The 17312-nt window shown below is 45.0% G+C and carries 20 protein-coding genes and 5 pseudogenes; 6 read left to right on the forward strand and 19 right to left on the reverse strand.

Annotation, left to right across the window (positions count from 1 at the left end):
- Positions 1 to 20: 20 nt before the first annotated feature.
- The gene (locus tag DXE37_RS12895; protein WP_231971275.1) at positions 21 to 191 is read left to right on the forward strand and encodes a hypothetical protein; all 171 of its coding nucleotides are present in this window, start codon (positions 21 to 23) and stop codon (positions 189 to 191) included.
- A 53-nt stretch (positions 192 to 244) separates the two neighbouring features.
- On the opposite strand, the gene DXE37_RS11710 is transcribed toward DXE37_RS12895, so the two are convergent.
- From DXE37_RS11710 to DXE37_RS08045, 9 genes and pseudogenes are all read right to left on the reverse strand, one after another.
- Positions 245 to 580, reverse strand: a complete 336-nt coding sequence (locus DXE37_RS11710; RefSeq protein WP_231971276.1) for a ComEC/Rec2 family competence protein — start codon at positions 578 to 580, stop codon at positions 245 to 247.
- Positions 526 to 801 carry a hypothetical protein gene (locus tag DXE37_RS11715; RefSeq protein ID WP_197713240.1) on the reverse strand — a complete coding sequence of 92 codons (276 nt, stop codon included), beginning with the start codon at positions 799 to 801 and terminating at the stop codon, positions 526 to 528. Before DXE37_RS11715 ends, DXE37_RS11710 begins: the two co-directional genes overlap by 55 nt.
- A 137-nt stretch (positions 802 to 938) precedes the next feature.
- Positions 939 to 1259, reverse strand: a complete 321-nt coding sequence (locus tag DXE37_RS13655) for a ComEC/Rec2 family competence protein (RefSeq protein WP_269460326.1) — start codon at positions 1257 to 1259, stop codon at positions 939 to 941.
- Positions 1253 to 1606, reverse strand: a complete 354-nt coding sequence (locus DXE37_RS13660; RefSeq protein WP_269460327.1) for a ComEC/Rec2 family competence protein — start codon at positions 1604 to 1606, stop codon at positions 1253 to 1255. Before DXE37_RS13660 ends, DXE37_RS13655 begins: the two co-directional genes overlap by 7 nt.
- 49 nt (positions 1607 to 1655) lie before the next feature.
- The gene (locus DXE37_RS11730) at positions 1656 to 1808 is read right to left on the reverse strand and encodes a hypothetical protein (protein ID WP_197713181.1); all 153 of its coding nucleotides are present in this window, start codon (positions 1806 to 1808) and stop codon (positions 1656 to 1658) included.
- 64 nt (positions 1809 to 1872) lie between these two features.
- A pseudogene (locus DXE37_RS11735) lies at positions 1873 to 2154 on the reverse strand (DUF4131 domain-containing protein); the annotation flags it as partial.
- A 229-nt stretch (positions 2155 to 2383) separates the two neighbouring features.
- Positions 2384 to 3221: pseudogene (locus DXE37_RS14400) on the reverse strand (TatD family hydrolase).
- A gap of 11 nt (positions 3222 to 3232) precedes the next feature.
- Positions 3233 to 3928: an ABC transporter ATP-binding protein gene (locus DXE37_RS08040; protein ID WP_114637125.1), complete on the reverse strand. Its 696-nt coding sequence runs from the start codon at positions 3926 to 3928 to the stop codon at positions 3233 to 3235.
- Positions 3921 to 5183, reverse strand: coding sequence for a lipoprotein-releasing ABC transporter permease subunit (locus DXE37_RS08045; protein ID WP_114637126.1), 1263 nt, complete (start codon positions 5181 to 5183; stop codon positions 3921 to 3923). The genes DXE37_RS08040 and DXE37_RS08045 overlap by 8 nt, the downstream gene beginning before the upstream one ends.
- Positions 5184 to 5250: 67 nt before the next feature.
- Here DXE37_RS08045 and DXE37_RS08050 point away from each other — a divergent pair, with 67 nt between their 5' ends.
- The 4 genes and pseudogenes from DXE37_RS08050 (at position 5251) to lysS (ending at position 10704) form a co-directional block, all read left to right on the forward strand.
- On the forward strand, positions 5251 to 6210 hold the full coding sequence (locus tag DXE37_RS08050) for a hypothetical protein (RefSeq protein ID WP_231971277.1): 960 nt from the start codon (positions 5251 to 5253) through the stop codon (positions 6208 to 6210).
- Positions 6211 to 6217: 7 nt separating this feature from the next.
- A pseudogene (gene recJ / locus DXE37_RS08055) lies at positions 6218 to 7981 on the forward strand (single-stranded-DNA-specific exonuclease RecJ).
- A gap of 34 nt (positions 7982 to 8015) precedes the next feature.
- Positions 8016 to 9120 (forward strand): peptide chain release factor 2 gene (prfB, locus tag DXE37_RS08060; protein ID WP_114637128.1). Its coding sequence is split into 2 segments (ribosomal slippage): positions 8016 to 8096 and positions 8098 to 9120, totalling 1104 coding nucleotides; the frame shifts between segments, so codons are not numbered across the junction.
- Positions 9121 to 9153: 33 nt separating this feature from the next.
- Positions 9154 to 10704, forward strand: a complete 1551-nt coding sequence (gene lysS / locus DXE37_RS08065) for a lysine--tRNA ligase (RefSeq protein ID WP_114637129.1) — start codon at positions 9154 to 9156, stop codon at positions 10702 to 10704.
- 77 nt (positions 10705 to 10781) lie between these two features.
- Here the strand turns inward: lysS and cysK are convergent.
- From cysK to DXE37_RS08080, 5 genes and pseudogenes are all read right to left on the reverse strand, one after another.
- A pseudogene (gene cysK, locus DXE37_RS08070) lies at positions 10782 to 11758 on the reverse strand (cysteine synthase A).
- Positions 11759 to 11851: 93 nt separating this feature from the next.
- On the reverse strand, positions 11852 to 12076 hold the full coding sequence (locus DXE37_RS13665; protein WP_331852169.1) for a hypothetical protein: 225 nt from the start codon (positions 12074 to 12076) through the stop codon (positions 11852 to 11854).
- Entirely contained in the window at positions 12007 to 12426 is a 420-nt protein-coding gene (locus tag DXE37_RS12905; protein WP_269460328.1) for a hypothetical protein, read from the reverse strand. Before DXE37_RS12905 ends, DXE37_RS13665 begins: the two co-directional genes overlap by 70 nt.
- Positions 12426 to 13051, reverse strand: a pseudogene (locus tag DXE37_RS12915) (hypothetical protein). Before DXE37_RS12915 ends, DXE37_RS12905 begins: the two are co-directional and overlap by 1 nt.
- A 30-nt stretch (positions 13052 to 13081) precedes the next feature.
- Positions 13082 to 13567, reverse strand: coding sequence for a disulfide bond formation protein B (locus DXE37_RS08080; protein WP_114637130.1), 486 nt, complete (start codon positions 13565 to 13567; stop codon positions 13082 to 13084).
- Positions 13568 to 13737: 170 nt separating this feature from the next.
- Between DXE37_RS08080 and DXE37_RS08085 the strand changes: the two genes are divergently transcribed.
- Positions 13738 to 14514 (forward strand): ferredoxin--NADP reductase, encoded by a 777-nt coding sequence (locus tag DXE37_RS08085; protein WP_114637131.1) that lies wholly within the window; start codon positions 13738 to 13740, stop codon positions 14512 to 14514.
- Between the two features lie 397 nt (positions 14515 to 14911).
- Here the strand turns inward: DXE37_RS08085 and DXE37_RS10865 are convergent, their stop codons facing one another.
- The 5 genes from DXE37_RS10865 to DXE37_RS08110 form a co-directional block, all read right to left on the reverse strand.
- A complete protein-coding gene (locus DXE37_RS10865) occupies positions 14912 to 15070 on the reverse strand; it encodes a hypothetical protein (RefSeq protein WP_162786234.1) in 159 nt (52 codons plus the stop codon).
- A 104-nt stretch (positions 15071 to 15174) separates the two neighbouring features.
- Complete coding sequence (locus DXE37_RS08095) at positions 15175 to 15927, reverse strand: sulfite exporter TauE/SafE family protein (protein ID WP_114637133.1); 753 nt, start codon at positions 15925 to 15927, stop codon at positions 15175 to 15177.
- A gap of 15 nt (positions 15928 to 15942) precedes the next feature.
- Complete coding sequence (locus DXE37_RS08100; RefSeq protein ID WP_114637134.1) at positions 15943 to 16221, reverse strand: hypothetical protein; 279 nt, start codon at positions 16219 to 16221, stop codon at positions 15943 to 15945.
- Complete coding sequence (locus DXE37_RS08105) at positions 16221 to 16658, reverse strand: ABC transporter ATP-binding protein (RefSeq protein WP_114637135.1); 438 nt, start codon at positions 16656 to 16658, stop codon at positions 16221 to 16223. The genes DXE37_RS08100 and DXE37_RS08105 overlap by 1 nt, the downstream gene beginning before the upstream one ends.
- 81 nt (positions 16659 to 16739) lie before the next feature.
- The gene (locus DXE37_RS08110) at positions 16740 to 17120 is read right to left on the reverse strand and encodes an ABC transporter permease (RefSeq protein ID WP_162786236.1); all 381 of its coding nucleotides are present in this window, start codon (positions 17118 to 17120) and stop codon (positions 16740 to 16742) included.
- Positions 17121 to 17312 lie beyond the last annotated feature (192 nt).

A 17312-nucleotide genomic window follows, 5' to 3' on the forward strand; every position in this document is an offset into this window, starting at 1 on the left:
CCAAGTCTGAGCACCCGTTTGTGAAGTTTAGTAAAAAGGGATTTTCAAATCTTGGTATCGTAACACCACATCTGGATGTGGATGCCCGTAACGATTGCGATATCCATTTTGTGCAAAAGCCTGATCGGGCGCCAATTTCTTTAAAAGCGCTAGAGATGAGGAAGTTTTACTGCCGTGATGCGGGGCCATAAAAATCAGATCTCTATTACCAATATCCCTCAATGCTAAGGTAGTTAACCGTTCATCAATATCGGCCCCCTTGCTTTTCTATATCCCCAGTTAACCACAGGGAACTTTGTTGATTGCGTACCTCAAGCACACAACTCATCTCATTTGGCTTTCCAGGATATTGCTCAGAAAATACTGCATCCTCATGAGAATGCCAGATCAGAAACTCAACGCCGTCCCAAACCCAGCTTTGCCTGAAACGACATGGAATGGCAGGAATGTTTTTCAGGCATAAATATTGCAAGAGTGGATTAGAGCTAGGCAAAGATCCCATCATTGAATCAAATTCAATATGCGTTAAAAGAGTTGCAGCTCCGCCAATATGATCGCTATCACTGTGACTAATAACCATGCGGTCAATGTAATCAATTCCCCTTCCTCGCAAATAGGGCAAGATGATTCTTTGACCGACATCATCTTTTTTCCTTGAATCGGACCTGTGTCGTAAAGCAACTTGTGATTCTCAGTTTCAATGAGGACTGCAGTACCTTGGCCAATATCTAAGACCTCGGCTTTAAATTCGCCTTGCGCAAGACGCACATCCCCAATCAGATATACCGGGTAGGTCAGCAAAACAATACCCATAACGCCACTGAAAAATCTCAACTGCCAGGATTTGACGATATCCCCTGGGCGAATAGCAAAAATAATTCCTATCCCTGACAGAATTAAGATCCACCACGCAGGCTGCCTTGACCAAACTACCGCGCCTAGCTCCAGCTAGCCATCCACTCAAGAGCAATTGCTAGGTATTCCATGGAGGCATGGGCAGGCACTATTAACCAACGACCAACAAATTCCGGAAGTAAAGCGCTAGCAATAGCTAGTGGGGTAACGATATAATTCACCAAGGGAATAGCAAATGCATTTGCCAACGGTGAAACCATCGAGGCCTGATAAAACCAAAATAATGTCAATGGCAAAAGCGCTAGAGTAACAACTACTTGTACACGACACGCTTCACGTAATGCCTGCATTATTCTTTGTGCCCAATGTACCTCCAATTCCTTGCCGGTTGGAATACCTAACAAGCCAGAAAAATCTCTCCCATGGCATACAAAATTGCCGCCACCGCACCAAAGGACAACCAAAATCCTGGCGTATATGGGGCCATAGGATCAACTATCAATACCAATGCCAAGGCCCACCACCAAATATCAAATGATCTTGGATTTCTGCCAGTCCATAAAGCAAAGGCCACAACACCGACCATATACATCGTTCTTTGCGCTGGGATCTGAAAGCCCGCCAAGCATGCATAGATAAACGCAGTAGCCAGTCCCGCAACAGCAGCCACCTTACTCACTGGAACAATCAAAGGTAATGCCCGTCTTCGCCATACAAACCCGGCGAATGAGGCACCTACACCCGTTAACATCGTTACGTGGAGTCCTGAAATGGAAATAAGATGCCCGATACCAGTAGTATTAAAATGCCCGCCAATTATCTTGATGGATGGCATTTTGATCGCCCATCACTAAAGCAATCAGCACTCCCGCATAGCGAGCATCACTTGGCAATATGGATTGAATCTTTTTGCGCAATTCAAACTCATTCCATGCAATTGCTTTATCAACCAATAACTCACCTGATCTGACTGAACCACTAGCACCAAAGTCTTGATGAAAAGACCAACGCTCAAAATCAAAGGTATATGGGTTGAAAGATCCATATGGGCGGCTTAAGCTTTGCCCTCAATTTCCAACGCTGACCCGGAATCATTTCAGGAATTACTTGAGGGTCTCTCCATGCAGGTTGCCAACTCAAATAAATCCTTCCAGGAACGCGATTTATAGCCTCCCTCCCAAAGCTTGCATGTTCTACTTCAAAGGCGAATTTTGCACCCGATGGATTGCTCTGAGGCAATGCTGCCACCCTACCCTCTAGGGTGAATTCTTTATCTTCTAAATCCGTTGCAAGAATATTTTCTAGACGATTTTCACCATAGCGAGCGTTCTATGCAAAGCCAATGACAAATAACAATCCAATGACTGCTAGTTTTTTTAAGTATGCAAATCTCAACATAAGAAATATGACTAACAAACAACTTATGCCTAAGCCAAGACATATCGAAGCCCAATTAACAGGGACTTGCGGTAAAAAGAGAAGGAGCGATCCCCTGGCGATGAACGCTGTAATGGCTAAACGCAAGAGATTAGAGTGCTAAATTAAGATTAGGAATATCAGCACAGAGCGCAGACCACCGCGGGAGTGCCTGCATTGTATTTCGCCACACTGCTTGGGCAAAATCAGCATTATTCACTCCTCGAATAGATGCCAGTTCTGTGGCAATTCTTGGGAGAAATGAGGGTTCGTTAAAAGGGATGCCCTCCTGTCTCAGCTAAGCAGGTGAAATATCTGGAGCATCAGTTTCCGTAACGATGCTATCAAGAGGCAATTCAGTTAATAGTCTTCGAATTTGAAGTGCGCGCTCATAAGTCGCTGCCCCACCAAATCCCAATTTAAATCCAAGCTCAATAAACTGCTCTGCTTGCTGAAAGCTACCGTTAAATGCATGAGCTATACCGCCAGGAATATTACGCCGGCGTAAGGCTTTCAAAATCACATGTTGAGAACGACGGACATGCAAGATGATTGGTAACTGGTGTTGTTGCGCCAAATCCAGTTGCGCATTAAAAAAGAATTCTTGTTTGCGAGGATCTAGACCCTCAACGAAATAATCTAAACCAATCTCCACCAATGCCGACAAAACGTGGATCAGAAAGTGAGTTCATCACTCTTTCCTCAAGAATAGCAATATCGCCTTCTTGAGCTTGATTTGTATACAACGGATGAATGCCTAGGGTATAGACTAGCCCAGGGATATCATCTGAATATTGATGGGTAAGTTCTTTGACTGCTGAGCAATCTGCAGCCTTTACAGCTGGTAATAAGATTGCTGTGACATTATTTTTTGCGGCTCCTCTAATGATATCTGGCAATGAGTTAGCAAACTCAGGAGTGTCAAGATGGCAATGGGTATCAATCCACATGGGACAGGCACTCACGCTAAAAATGACTTTAATACTCCGCGCTCTAAATGCAATATACGATCACAACGTTTAGCACGCACTGGATCATGAGTCACAATCACAAAAGCGGTACCTTGGTCACGTGCAATATCTAACATCAAATCAAATACTGCATCAGCAGTCTCCATATCAAGATTGCCAGTTGGCTCATCTGCGAGAACGCAAGCTAGATTGCCAACCAAAGCGCGAGCTACCGCAATTCTCTGGCGTTCACCACCAGATAACTCACCAGGAGTATGAAGTTCTCTAGCAGCAAGGCCCACGGCTTTGAGCATCTCACTGGCGCGTTCCATAGACTCATCATTACTTAAACCACGAATTCGCAAAGGTAGAGCCACATTCTCGACCGCACTAAATTCATCCAAGAGATGATGGAACTGATAAATAAAGCCAAGACTATGATTGCGTAGCTGATCTAATTTTTTGACTGATAAGTTATTTAAGTTAGAGCCAGCCAAAATTACAGAACCGGTACTTGGATGATCTAAGCCCCCTAAAAGATGCAACAAAGTGCTCTTGCCAGACCCCGAAGAGCCCACAATAGCGACCTTTTCTGAAGGTGCAACATCTAGATCGATGGCTTTTAGAACCTCCACAGCAGTAGGCCCTTGACCATAGGCCTTAGTCAGGCCCCTGACCCTCAACACTAAGTTATCTTCATTACTCATAGCGCAATGCCTCCGCAGGTTGCACTTTGGCGGCTCTACGACTTGGATATAGTGTTGCCAAAACTGAGAGTCCAAAAGCCATCAATCCAACAGTAATGACATCGCTAGAACGAACATCAGATGGCAATTCACTAATGAAATAAACTTCGCGAGGTAAAAACTGCACACGGAAGATTGCTTCGATGACGGGAACAATCACACCGATATTCAGCGCAATCAGGAGCCCTAAGGCTACTCCAGTTAAGGAACCTAGCAAACCAATCGCTAAACCCTGAATTAAAAATATTCTTTGAATCAGTCCTGGGCTAGCCCCCATCGTTCTGAGGATAGCGATATCAGCCTGCTTCTCATTCACGGTCATCACTAAGGTGGAGACTAAATTGAAAGCGGCTACAGCAATAATCAAGGTCAAAATAATGAACATCATTTTCTTTTCAGTTTGGACTGCAGCAAACCAATTACGATTGGATCTTGACCAGTCAGTAACCCAAAGCGCTTGAGGAACAATTGCAGCCAACTCATTCGCAACCTCTGGAGCACGTTGCATATCATCTACTTTGACACGTAAACCAGACGGATCTCTCAGACGCAATAAAGCAGCAGCATCCTTCCAATGCATGATGGCTAAAGAGCTGTCGTATTCATAATGACCGCTATCTACAATTCCGACAACCTGTAGGGTGCGCATCCTAGGCATTACACCAGCTGGAGTGAGATCACTTTCCGGAACAATTAAGTTAATGCGATCTCCAACATGTGCTCCAACTATTGCTGCAAGTTGTGCGCCTAATGCGACGCCAAAACTCCCTGGCTTGAGGTCATCAATATTTCCAGCAACAAATTGTTTAGGCAAGTCAGAAACTTTACCCTCTTCGCTCGGCAAGATTCCACGAATCGCCACGCCACGCATCATATTTTCGCGGCTCAGCAAACCTTGTGAGCTCACCATGGGTGCAACTCCAACGACGTGAGGTTGGGCAGCAACCTTAAGCGCGAGCGGCTCCCAATCGGCTAAGCCATCAGGAGAAGTAATTTCAACATGGGATAGCACTGACAGCATGCGATCACGCACTTCTTTCTGAAAACCGTTCATGACCGAAAGAACCACAATCAGTGAGGCCACACCCAAAGCGATGCCAGCAGTAGAAATACCGGAGATAAACGAGAGAAAACCGTCACGCTTCCCAACAGTCTTACGACGCTTGGATCGGGTATAGCGTAGGCCAATTTCTAGCTCAATAGGAAGTCTTAACATAGCAACAGTTTAGTGAATCGCGCGGGCAAACTGATGGAATACCTAAATGCCACCTAAAATCAGGGGAATGACACCAATTTCGACCTCCCCCAAAGGGCAAATCCGCCGCTTTACCCTGATGATTTCAGGGGAAGATGACATAGATGAACTTGAAGGCAGGGATCAACCTCACCAAGGTTTGCCCCACGAACGCTTTTTGCTTGGAGAGCTAATCCCGATTGCCCCTGTTTTATTGCTCGGCCAATCCGATCAAGCAGTAGACCCAGAGGCGATGATTGCCTGCTTACAACCGGTACATCTGCATGCCACTCGAGATCATCTGATTTTGATGGGCCAAAATCAGATTAATCTGACGACTTCAGAATCCGCCCAACTTCTCAAGGTTGCCCTTCCTTTCATCGAAGAAGATTTTCAAAACCCCATTCTGTTTCAGGATGACCATTATTGGTTTATCAACGCCGGCCCATTTTCCAGTCTATCGAGCTATAGCATTGATCAGGCCCATGGCCGAAATATTGATTGGTGGATGCCCCGCGATTCTCAAGAAGAAGGGGTCGCAAAACATTGGCGCAAACTCCAAAATGAAATTCAGATGCTTTGGCATATTGACCCTGTTAATGAAGAACGTGAACAACGTGGCACGCCTAGCATTAACTCAATCTGGATTAGTGGCATAGGCAAACTCAATGAAGTACAAATTCCTAAAGCATTAAATGAATCACAACGTCTAGTTGGGCAACACCCACTACTGGCTAGCATAGCAAGGCTCTTAAAGACTGCTTATGCAAGTAATTTAGATGAGAATGAACTGGATGGCACTTTCGCATGGCTTGATCATCCTCATTTGGCATGGCCGCAGTTAAGCGCCGCCTTACTAACTAAGCAATTAGATGAAGTTCTCATCATTGACTTTCCAAAAGGAAAAGTTCGCGAGCGCATACTCACCGGTAAAGACCTTCATAAAAACTCATGGATGTTCTGGAAAAAATCAGAGCCGCTTACCTGGAAAGAAATTAATCAATCATGAGTTTCGCATGAGCTTATTTTCTCAACGACCTTTCTCTGAACGAACTGCTACATGGTTAGCACAAAGTGGTTTGCACCCTCTATTAGCCAGGCTGTATGCCGCTCGCGGGTTCCAATCTCCAGAAGAACTATCGCTCGATTTAAAGCAACTACTGTCACCTGTTGAATTCAAAAATTGCATCAGTACTGCCGCATTACTTGCAGATATTCTTGAGCGCAAAGAACCCATGCTCATTGTTGCTGATTATGACTGCGATGGCGCTACTGCTTGTGCCGTGGGCATGAGAGGTTTACGCATGTTTGGTGGCCCTGAAACCCCTATTCATTTTCTGGTGCCCAATCGCTTCACAATGGGATATGGCCTCACACCGGAGGTTGTCGATTTAGCCACACAGCAAAACCCTAAACCAAAATACCTCATCACTGTTGATAATGGCATTGCCAGCAAAGCAGGTGTGAATCGCGCCCATGAACTGGGCATGGATGTCATCATCACTGATCATCACTTGCCCGGAGATGCGCAGCCAAAAGCTTTAGCAATTGTGAACCCCAATCAACCAGGCTGTCGCTTTCCAAGCAAAGCGCTTGCCGGTGTTGACGTTATGTTTTATCTCCTCGTGGCCTTGCGTGCTGAATTACGTCAGCGCGGCAAATTTACTAATGAAACGCAACCCAAAGTAGAAAACCTGCTTGATCTAGTTGCATTAGGCACCGTTGCAGATGTTACCCAACTTGATCGCAATAATCGCGTCTTAGTTTCTAATGGATTGAAACGCATTCGTTCAGGCATCTCGCAGCCGGGCATACAAGCCCTTTTTCAAGCGGCTACACGGGATCCTCGCAAGGCCAATACATTCGACTTAGGCTTTGCAATTGGCCCCAGACTTAATGCTGCAGGACGTCTAGCTGATATGACGTTGGGCATTCGCCTACTCCTTACAGATGATGGCGATGAAGCCATGAAGCTTGCATACGAGCTCGATCGGATTAATCGCGAGAGGCGCGTTATTGAAACGGGCATGCAAGAAACCGCTCTGTCACATCTTGCTGAGGATCAGTTAGCTCTGGCACCATGGAAGAGCGTACCAGTATTTGCTTATGGAACCCAGAGTGGCATCAAGGTGTTGTGGGCATTGTTGCATCCCGCTTAAAGGAGCGCTTTAACCGCCCTGCAATTGTGTTTGCTCCCGCAGATGGTAGTACCGGGGAAGAATTACGTGGATCCGGTCGCTCACTCACAGGATTTCATTTAAGAGATGCCTTAGATATCGTCTCCAAAAAAGAGCCGGGGCTTATTTTGAAATTTGGTGGCCATGCCATGGCTGCCGGGTTAACGATTCGTAAAAGTGATTTTGATAAGTTTGACGCCTGCTTTCAAGAGGTTGCATCGAAACTTTTGACTGATGAATTACTAGAACGTCGCCATGCACATGATGGGGCTTTGGAGCTCTCAGAATTTACCCCCGAAATCGGCGACCTACTTGCCGAAGAAATTTGGGGGCAAGGCTTTCCTCAGCCCGTCTTTTATGGAGAGTTTGAGATAACTCAGCAAAGCCTCATGAAAGAAAAGCATTTGCGACTGATGGTCCGCCCTTTGGGGAGATCTGAGCTGACTTCAGGCAACAAACCGCTCACCGCAGTTTGGTTTAACCGCACCCAAAAGCCTACCTGCCAAAGCCAAATTAGCCTATCGTCTAGTCACAGACAGATATCAAGGCCGAGCTCGCGTACAGCTCATGATCGAGGCCCATGACGAAGCGGTCAGCGCTTAGAGACCTAGAACAATAACCCCCTTATAATTAGAGGATGGAAGCTGAACAACTAAACATTATTTCGAATACCTTGTCTGATCTGCTCACTCGTGAGCAAGCTCTTCGGGAGTATCTTTGACTTTGACGTAAAGTCGCGTCGCCTTACTGAAGTTAACTCCATTCTGGAAGATCCCGCTATTTGGGATGATCAAAAGAAAGCGCAAGCGCTCGGCAAAGAGAAGAAATTACTCGATGATGTAGTCGCCACCCTTACTGATCTCAACACCAATATTACTAGCGCCCTTGAGCTATTTGATATGGCTAAAGAGGAGAGCGACTTTGAAACAATCGCTGCCATTGAGCAAGATGTTGAAAGCTATAGCAAGATTATTGGTGACTTAGAATTCCGTCGCATGTTTCACAATGAGATGGATTCTTGCAATTGCTTTATTGATATCCAAGCTGGTGCTGGTGGTACCGAGGCATGTGACTGGGCCAGCATGCTCTATCGTCAATATCTCAAGTATTGCGAACGCAAAGGTTACAAAACAGAAATTCTCGAAGAATCTGATGGTGACGTTGCTGGCATTAAAAGTGCAACTATCAAAGTAGATGGTGAGTATGCCTATGGCCACCTGCGCTCCGAAACTGGTGTCCACCGTTTGGTACGCAAATCACCGTTTGACTCTTCCAATGGTCGTCATACATCCTTTGCGTCTATTTATGTCTATCCAGAGATTGATGACTCGATTGAAATTGAAGTCAACCCTGCAGATATTCGTACTGATACCTACCGTGCCTCTGGCGCTGGTGGTCAGCATATTAATAAAACTGACTCGGCAGTCCGCTTAACCCACATTCCGACTGGGATAGTGGTGCAGTGCCAGAATGACCGAAGTCAGCATCGCAACCGTGCTGAAGTCATGACCATGCTGAAATCTCGTCTCTATGAGCATGAGATGCAAAAGCGTCGTGCCGAACAAGACAAATTAGAGGCTAGCAAAACTGATGTAGGTTGGGGCCATCAAATTCGATCCTACGTCTTGGATCAAAGCCGCATCAAAGATTTACGTACTAACGTTGAAATCTCTAATACTCAAAAAGTGTTGGATGGAGATTTGGATGCCTTTATTGAAGCCAGCCTGAAACAAGGCGTGTAACAATCTAACACCCATTACTGCATCACTATAGATATGAACGATAAAATCAATTTAGATAATGCCCCAGCTGAAGTAGTTGATGAGAATCACATCATTGCGGAGCGTCGTGAAAAACTTGCCAAACTTCGTGCAGGTGGCGTTGCCTTTCCGAATGATTTTGTACCGACTCATTTGGCGGCTGATTTGCATACGCACTATGACAGCCTGACTAAAGAAGAGTTGGCTGCCAAGAAGGTTCATGTCAAGGTAGCGGGACGCATGGTGCTGAAGCGCGTGATGGGCAAAGCCAGTTTTGCAACCATTCAAGATCGTAGCGGTCAGATTCAGTTCTATATTAATGATGAGCTCAGCGGTGCCGATGTGCATGGCGCTTGCAAACATTGGGATATGGGTGACTTCATTTCTGCTGAGGGCAACCTCTTCAAGACCAATAAGGGCGAGCTTTCTGTTGAATGTAGAAACTTACGCTTGCTCAGCAAATCTTTGCGCCCATTACCCGATAAGTTCCACGGCCTCTCAGACCTTGAGACTAAATACCGTCAGCGCTATGTCGATTTGATCGTCAATCCAGAAAGTCGTAACACTTTCAAAACACGTAGCAATGCGATTGCTTCACTACGTCGCCACATGCTCGATGCTGACTTTATGGAAGTGGAAACGCCGATGCTTCATCCCATTCCAGGTGGTGGTGCAGCCAAACCATTTGTTACCCACCACAACGCACTCGACATGCAAATGTTTTTGCGAATTGCGCCTGAGCTATATCTCAAGCGCTTGGTAGTTGGTGGTTTTGAGCGCGTTTTTGAGATTAACCGCAACTTCCGTAATGAGGGTGTCAGTCCGCGCCATAATCCAGAATTCACCATGATGGAATTCTATGCAGCCTATACGGACTATCGCTGGCTGATGGATTTCACAGAAGGTTTGATTCGTGCCACTGCCATGGACGCTCAAGGTACTGCTGTTTTGACTCACCAGGGTCGTGAATTAGATCTCAGTAAGCCATTCCAACGCCTGACGATTACCGAAGCCATCCTAAAATACTGCGGTCAGTCAGGTAAAACCTATGAAGCAAGCCAACTCGAAGATGCTAACTTCATCCGCACTGAATTGAAAAAGGGTGGCGAGAATCCTGATTCTCCAACTTTAAAAAACGCAGGTATTGGCGCGCTCCAACTGGCTTTATTTGAATTAGTCGCCGAAGAACATCTTTGGGAACCAACTTACATCATTGATTACCCAATTGAAGTCAGTCCATTGGCCAGAGAATCTAATACCCGTCCTGGTATTACGGAGCGCTTTGAGCTCTTTATTACTGGCCGTGAGATTGCCAATGGTTTCTCTGAATTAAATGATGCAGAAGATCAAGCGAATCGCTTCCGCAAGCAAGTAGAACAAAAAGAAGCTGGTGACGAAGAAGCAATGTATTTTGACCATGATTTCATCCGCGCCTTAGAGTACGGTATGCCCCCTACTGGTGGTTGCGGAATTGGTATTGACCGCTTAGTCATGTTGCTGGCTGATGCTCCCAACATTCGGGATGTCATCTTGTTTCCTCATTTACGTCGTGAAGAAGAATGGTAAGTAGCAATCTCTGAAATACGCAAAAAAGGCACCCTAGGGTGCCTTTTCTATTACCCGTTAAATCAAATCAGTAAGCCTTATGCAGGCAAACCTTTTTCGTCAAATACGCCCTCAAACAAAGCTGAGCTCAAATAGCGCTCTGCAGCATCCGGCAATACAACCACAATAGTTTTTTACCAGCATACTCAGGCTTCTTGGCTAAGCGAACGGCAACAGCAGCGGCGGTGCCACAGGATATCCCAACCAAGATGCCCTCTTCTTTTGCAATGCGACGCGCGAATTCAATAGCCTCCTCGTTCGAGACTTGCTCTACCTTATCGATCACAGATAAATCCAAGTTATCCGAAACAAAGCCGGCGCCAATACCCTGAATCTTATGTGGTGCCAGTTTAATTTCTTCGCCATTCAGTTTTTGAGTAATTACTGGGCTAGCGGTAGGCTCAACAGCGACCACTTCAATATTTCTCTTCTGGATATTTTTAATATAACGGCCCACCCCTGAAATGGTTCCGCCAGTGCCAACGCCTGCAACAAAAACATCAATCTTACCTTCCGTATCTCCCCAAATTTCAGGGCCAGTAGTTTTCTCATGAATAGCTGGATTTGATGGATTGCTAAATTGTTGCAACAAGACATATTTATTGGGATCTGACTCAGCAATCTCTTTTGCTTTTGCAACCGCCCCATTCATGCCTTTTGGTCCCTCAGTTAAGACAATCTTGGCACCCAAAGCAGTCAGCAACTTGCGGCGCTCAATGCTCATAGTTTCTGGCATGGTTAATGTCAGAGGAATACCACGCGCAGCAGCCACGAAAGCCAAAGCAATACCAGTGTTACCACTTGTAGGCTCCACGATTTCTTTACCAGGGCCAAATAGACCTTTTTCCTGAGCATCATTAATCATCGCTACACCAATACGACACTTCACTGAATAAGCGGGGTTACGACCCTCAATTTTGGCTAGGACAGTCGCTTTAGCGCCATCCGTTATTCGATTCAGACGCACCAGCGGTGTGCGACCAATAGTTTGGGAGTTATCGGTAAAGCAGGTCATTTATTTTCCTTAATACAAATAGTTTGATGGTGATCTTATGGGTTATGGCAATTCTTGTAAAAAAAGAGATAGTTATTAGCTCAGCACTAAAATCTATTTAGCCAAGTCTTGAGATCGAAGCAAGCTTAGCGCCTCTTTTGCAGTCATCACGCCTTCATCAGTCGGCACCACCCAAACCTCAACACGACTTTGAGGAGCGCTAATTTTTAAAGTGAGGTTATGAATAGCCTCTTGGTTTAGCGATTCATCTATCTCAACTCTAAGCCAGAACAGTTTTTTACATACTGACGATCTGACAATTGGATCATGCTCGCCAATGTGCCGCCGCTAAAGGAGATTAGGTCCAAGCCACCAAGGCATGCAATCATCGCACCGCCTTCATGAATAATTTTGTAGATAAAAAGCTCAATCGCTTCTTTTGCTAAAGGATTTGGATCATTTCTCAGCTTTCTCATATCCGCAGAGATAGTTGACACTCCCAGTAGCCCACTTTTTCGATAGAGGAGATCTTGCAATTGATCATGCGTGTAACCACGCTCGACTAAATACATTAGTACGCCAGCATCTAATGAGCCACTGCGAGTGCCCATCATCAAACCATCTAGCGCTGAAAAACCCGTTGTTGTGGCAACACTCTTGCCATCCAAGGTAGCGCACAAACTAGCCATTACCCAAGGTGAGCCATGAGCACTTTATCTCTCGCCCTACTTGAGTTCTCTATCAGCTCACCAATAATGTACTGATAGGAAATTCCATGAAAACCATAACGTCGTACTCCTTGATCCGTAATCTCCTTAGGTAAAGCAAGAGAGGTTTCAAGAGCGCTCATTGTTTTATGAAAAGCGGTATCAAAACACAGGACTTGAGGGCGCCTGGAAACACTTGAGAGAAGGCCTTTACTCCATCTAAGCTATGTGGCTGATGGAGTGGTGCCAACGCACTCATGGCAGATAATTTCTGCAGAATAGCTTCAGTGGAAAGAGTAGGCTGAAAAAATTCTGATCCGCCATGAACAATACGATGGGATACAGCCTGTATCGGAGGAAGATCCGGAATACCTAGCAATAATTCTTTGAGATGCATCAAGGCAGCAATAAACGGATCCTGATCAAGGTCTGAAAATACTCCACATGCTGGCACCCTCTGATAACCATAACGCAACTCAGTCTTTCCACCTGGCCCTAAACCCTCAAAGCTTCCCGCCAAAATAGAAGGCATCACGGAATCATTGAGAGGGGGGTAGATTGAAAACTTTAAAGATGAGGAACCAGAATTAACAGTCAGAATTGCCATGGCGATATAAAGAGTATTTTAAAAAGTGAGCTAATCCGCCCTGACCTTTTTAAAGAATGTCAGAGTAAGCAAAATTAACAAGACGCAAAACCAAAGCAAAGACCATTCAGAAACTTGTAAACCCAAAATAGCGGGCAACTTAGCAGAACAAAGCCCATCGGCTTTAAATAGCCACGGTAAGCTCTTTGCAAGTTGAAATTGATTAATCCAAACTTCCAAAGGATCGATCCCACAAGAAGACTCTGGATGAGAAAGCAACCAGACCTGTTTGCCAGCAATAAACACCCCAAAACCGGCTGAAAGTACCGCAAAAAAATGAAATAGTTTTCTTAGCATGGGCAAGCCCGCTGCCATGAGGCAACTCAAAGCAATTCCAAGATAGCCAATTCTTTGCAATATGCACAATGGGCACGGCAAAAAACTGACCCCCCGATAACCCACCTGCTGAAGCACTACAGCAAAAACCACCAAACCTAGGCTGAGCAATGAAATGAATAGATATTGACTACGGTTCATCCTAGGATGATAACGAGATCCCCACCCTAAAACCCTAAACAAGGTGTTTTATAACCAAAAGTGCATAACTTATAAGAAGTAAATTGCTCATTGCACCTAAGATACCGCCTGAAGCATCTCGAAATTAAGGATAATTGAGGTTTTTGACAACCCATCAAGATTAAGCTTTTATGGCAGCCTACAACACCGAAACCGTTTTGACCGTCCACCACTGGAACGACACACTTTTTAGCTTTACTACCACCCGCAATAAAGGCCTTCGCCTTCGTAGCGGCCACTTCCTCATGATCGGTCTTGAGGTTGAAGGCAAACCACTTGTTAGAGCCTATAGCGTTGCAAGCCCCAATTATGAGGAACATCTTGAATTTTTAAGCATTAAAGTCCAGGATGGTCCACTGACTTCGCGCCTACAAAAAATCCAAGTGGGTGACCCCATTTTGGTGAGTGAAAAATCTGTGGGCACATTGGTAATTGACGATTTAAACCCTGGAAAGCATCTTTACCTTTTCAGCACCGGTACAGGCCTTGCACCATTCATGAGCATCATCCGCGATCCCGAAACTTATGACAAGTTTGAGAAAGTGGTTTTAATCCATGGCGTTCGTTTAGTAAGCGAATTAGCTTATGGCGACTATATTAAAAATGAACTCACCCAAGACGAGTATCTTGGCGAACTCATTCGTGAAAAGCTGATTTACTATCCGACCGTCACAAGAGAAGCGTTCAAACATACCGGACGCCTGACAACGGCGATTGAATCTGGACAGCTATTTAAAGATATTGGCCTACCCCCATTAGACCCTGCAGTTGACAGGGCTATGATCTGCGGTAGCCCTTCCATGCTTAAAGAAACCTCTGAGATGCTAGATTCCAAAGGCTTTAAGGTGTCCCCCAGCTTGGGTCAACTAGGTGACTACGTAGATGAACGTGCCTTCGTGGAAAAATAAGCAGCCAATTTGATATATCTAAAAGTTGTTTAGTTATCGCTATATATTCACAAGGAATATATAGCGTCCTTGATACAATCTTTCTAACGAGATCAGTTTCAAGGAATAGCAATGTCACCCGTCAGAGAACATTACAACCCGGCCATCATTAGCCTACTGCGTGAGCACGATCGACTTCCACATGACAAGGTCGCAGAAAGAAAAAGTTTTCAGAGACAAATCCTCTTTTTAATGAATGCAATCAAAACAGCAGAATTTGAACTTCCTTTTCTTAAATCTCTGAAGATCAATCTACAAAGAGATAATCCAAACATACAAAAAACCGCCAGCTGGCGGTTTTTTTACTATGCTGCCCTGAGACTTCCGTCAGGGCGCTAGATTCATGATGACAGAATAATTAATCTTCTATTTGAAAATAGACTTCTGTACTTGCTTGAGTACTTGCTTGAGCGCTAACAACTTGGTCAGTACCCTTGGATGAAGTGAACGCGTTTTCTGTTTTTAATAAAACAGATTCAATTACTGCATCTTGTTTGTTTTCAGTTGTGTAACCCATAGTGCACTCCCTTGTTTGATTCCAGCCAGCAAATTAATTCAAAGAGCTTGCAGAATAGGGGTTTTCTTATATTTGAAAAGAATATATATTTCATTTACTTATATCTATTTAAATATAAGTAAAAATACTAAATTAAAGGCCGCATTAGCAATCAAAATCAGTAAGCAGAGCCTTTTCAGAGCAATATCGGAAACCGTATGCATCCCCAAAATGCCCTTAGCGATTCTGAGACCCAGCCAATAAGCGGGGATTATCAATAAAAGGCAAGGGATCCAATCCAAGCCACCCCCCATTAAGCTGATTCCAATGATGGCAAATATCGAGATGCCAGATACGAATTGGGAGAGTAGCGAACGTGTTCTTTCAAACACCTGATTAGTGGCATTGAGGTACAGAGCCGCTGGGTGCCCCCCTACCCCACAAGATCCCAATAAGAGCCCCGACAATCCTGCGGCAAACCCATCAAGCATGCCCGAAGAACTCAACTTCACATGGGGCTTAAGCAGTAAGTAGCTGGCAAAAAACAGAACAATGGCACTCGTTGCAATCTTGAGTACTATCGGCGGAATGCGCCCTCCTAACCAAATTCCGAGAGGCAGAAAAATGCCAGCAAAAAGCAACATCAACCAAAGCCGAGAGCGATCTTCTGGATGAATCTTCCATTGCCTTGAAAGCAAAACACCGCCAAAGATTTCTGCACACATCATAATCGGAATGAGAAATGGAATGGGGAACACCCACATCAAAAGGGGCGTCATGATGAGCGCACCACCAAACCCACTCAATCTTCTAATGAACCCACCAAAAATTGCCGCAAATATTAATAGGCAAATTGAGAGTGGGTTATCAAAAATCAATGAGCCTCACTGACATCACGTTCGCCAGCAATGAGATCGCGAATCTGACGGCGTACCGCAAAGATAAGCTGGAGCATCTTCGACCATTCTGCGGGGCTCTGGAACGCGAATCACCTCTTTGACCTTTCCAGGGCGCTTTGTCATCACAACAATTACATCCGAAAGATTGATAGCCTCTTCAATACTATGAGTTACCAGTAGCACCGTTTTACTTTCTTCATTCAAAATTCGAATCATTTCAGCTTGCATCATTGCTCGATTCTGGGCATCCAAAGCAGCGAATGGCTCATCCATTAACAAAACCGTTGGATCGACAACCAGCGCTCTCGCAATCGATACACACTGGCGCACATGCTTCCTGAAAGTTGATGAGGATAGTGATTGGTAAATTGGCTGAGTCCCACCAGCGCTGCGAAACGGGTTACGATTTGCTTAATCTCATCGGCACTAGAGCCTTTAATTTTCAAACCAAAAGCAATGTTGTCGTACACAGTAAGCCATGGAAATAAGGCATAGTCCTGAAACACCATTGAGCGGTCTGCACCAGGACCATCAACCAATTTTCCAACACACTCAATTCGTCCTGAAGTAGGAACTTCAAATCCAGCAATCAAATTAAGTAAGGTCGTTTTTCCACACCCGCTATGACCCAGGATGGAGCAGAACTCATTTTTACGAACCTCTAATGAAACATTTTCGATAGCCAATACTTCTTGGCCACCATCATTCATCGAAGGATAAATTTTTTGTACGTTTTATACTTTAAGTGCAAGCATGGAGCTATCTATTTAAATGATTAGTCAATGAACGTCTTACGCATTTAGCGCTCTAGACCATGGCATGAGTTTCTGAGCGGTATGTCGAATCAATCTATCTAAAAATAGACCAATTAATCCAATGGTCAACATACCTACCAAGATATAGTCCGTCCGCAAAACGGTGCGGGCATCGTTAATTAAGAATCCAAGACCTGAGTTAGCACCCACTAATTCAGCCGCTACCAAAGCCATCCAACCGACTCCAAGACCAATACGAATACCGGTCACTATCTGTGGAAGTGCTGCACGCAAGACAACGCGCGTAATCACACCCCAAGAACCAGCTCCCAGACAACGAGTCGCACGAATCAGATTTGGTTCTACGTTCTTCACTGCGTCAATCGTATTCAGCAGAATCGGGAAAAAGATGCCCAAGAAAATAATGAATTGGTTTTAGGTATTGCCAACTCCAAACCATAAGATACTCAGTGGTATCCAAGCAATAGGTGGAATTGGTCGCAAAATTTCTACAATGGGATCCACCTGCTCGTTCACCCATTTAAAGCAACCTATCACTATCCCCGAGGGGATAGCGACAGAGGCATAACAAAATGCGACAAATTCTCT

The sequence above is a fragment of the Polynucleobacter necessarius genome, assembly GCF_900095205.1.
GTDB classification, from domain to species: Bacteria; Pseudomonadota; Gammaproteobacteria; order Burkholderiales; family Burkholderiaceae; genus Polynucleobacter; species Polynucleobacter necessarius_E.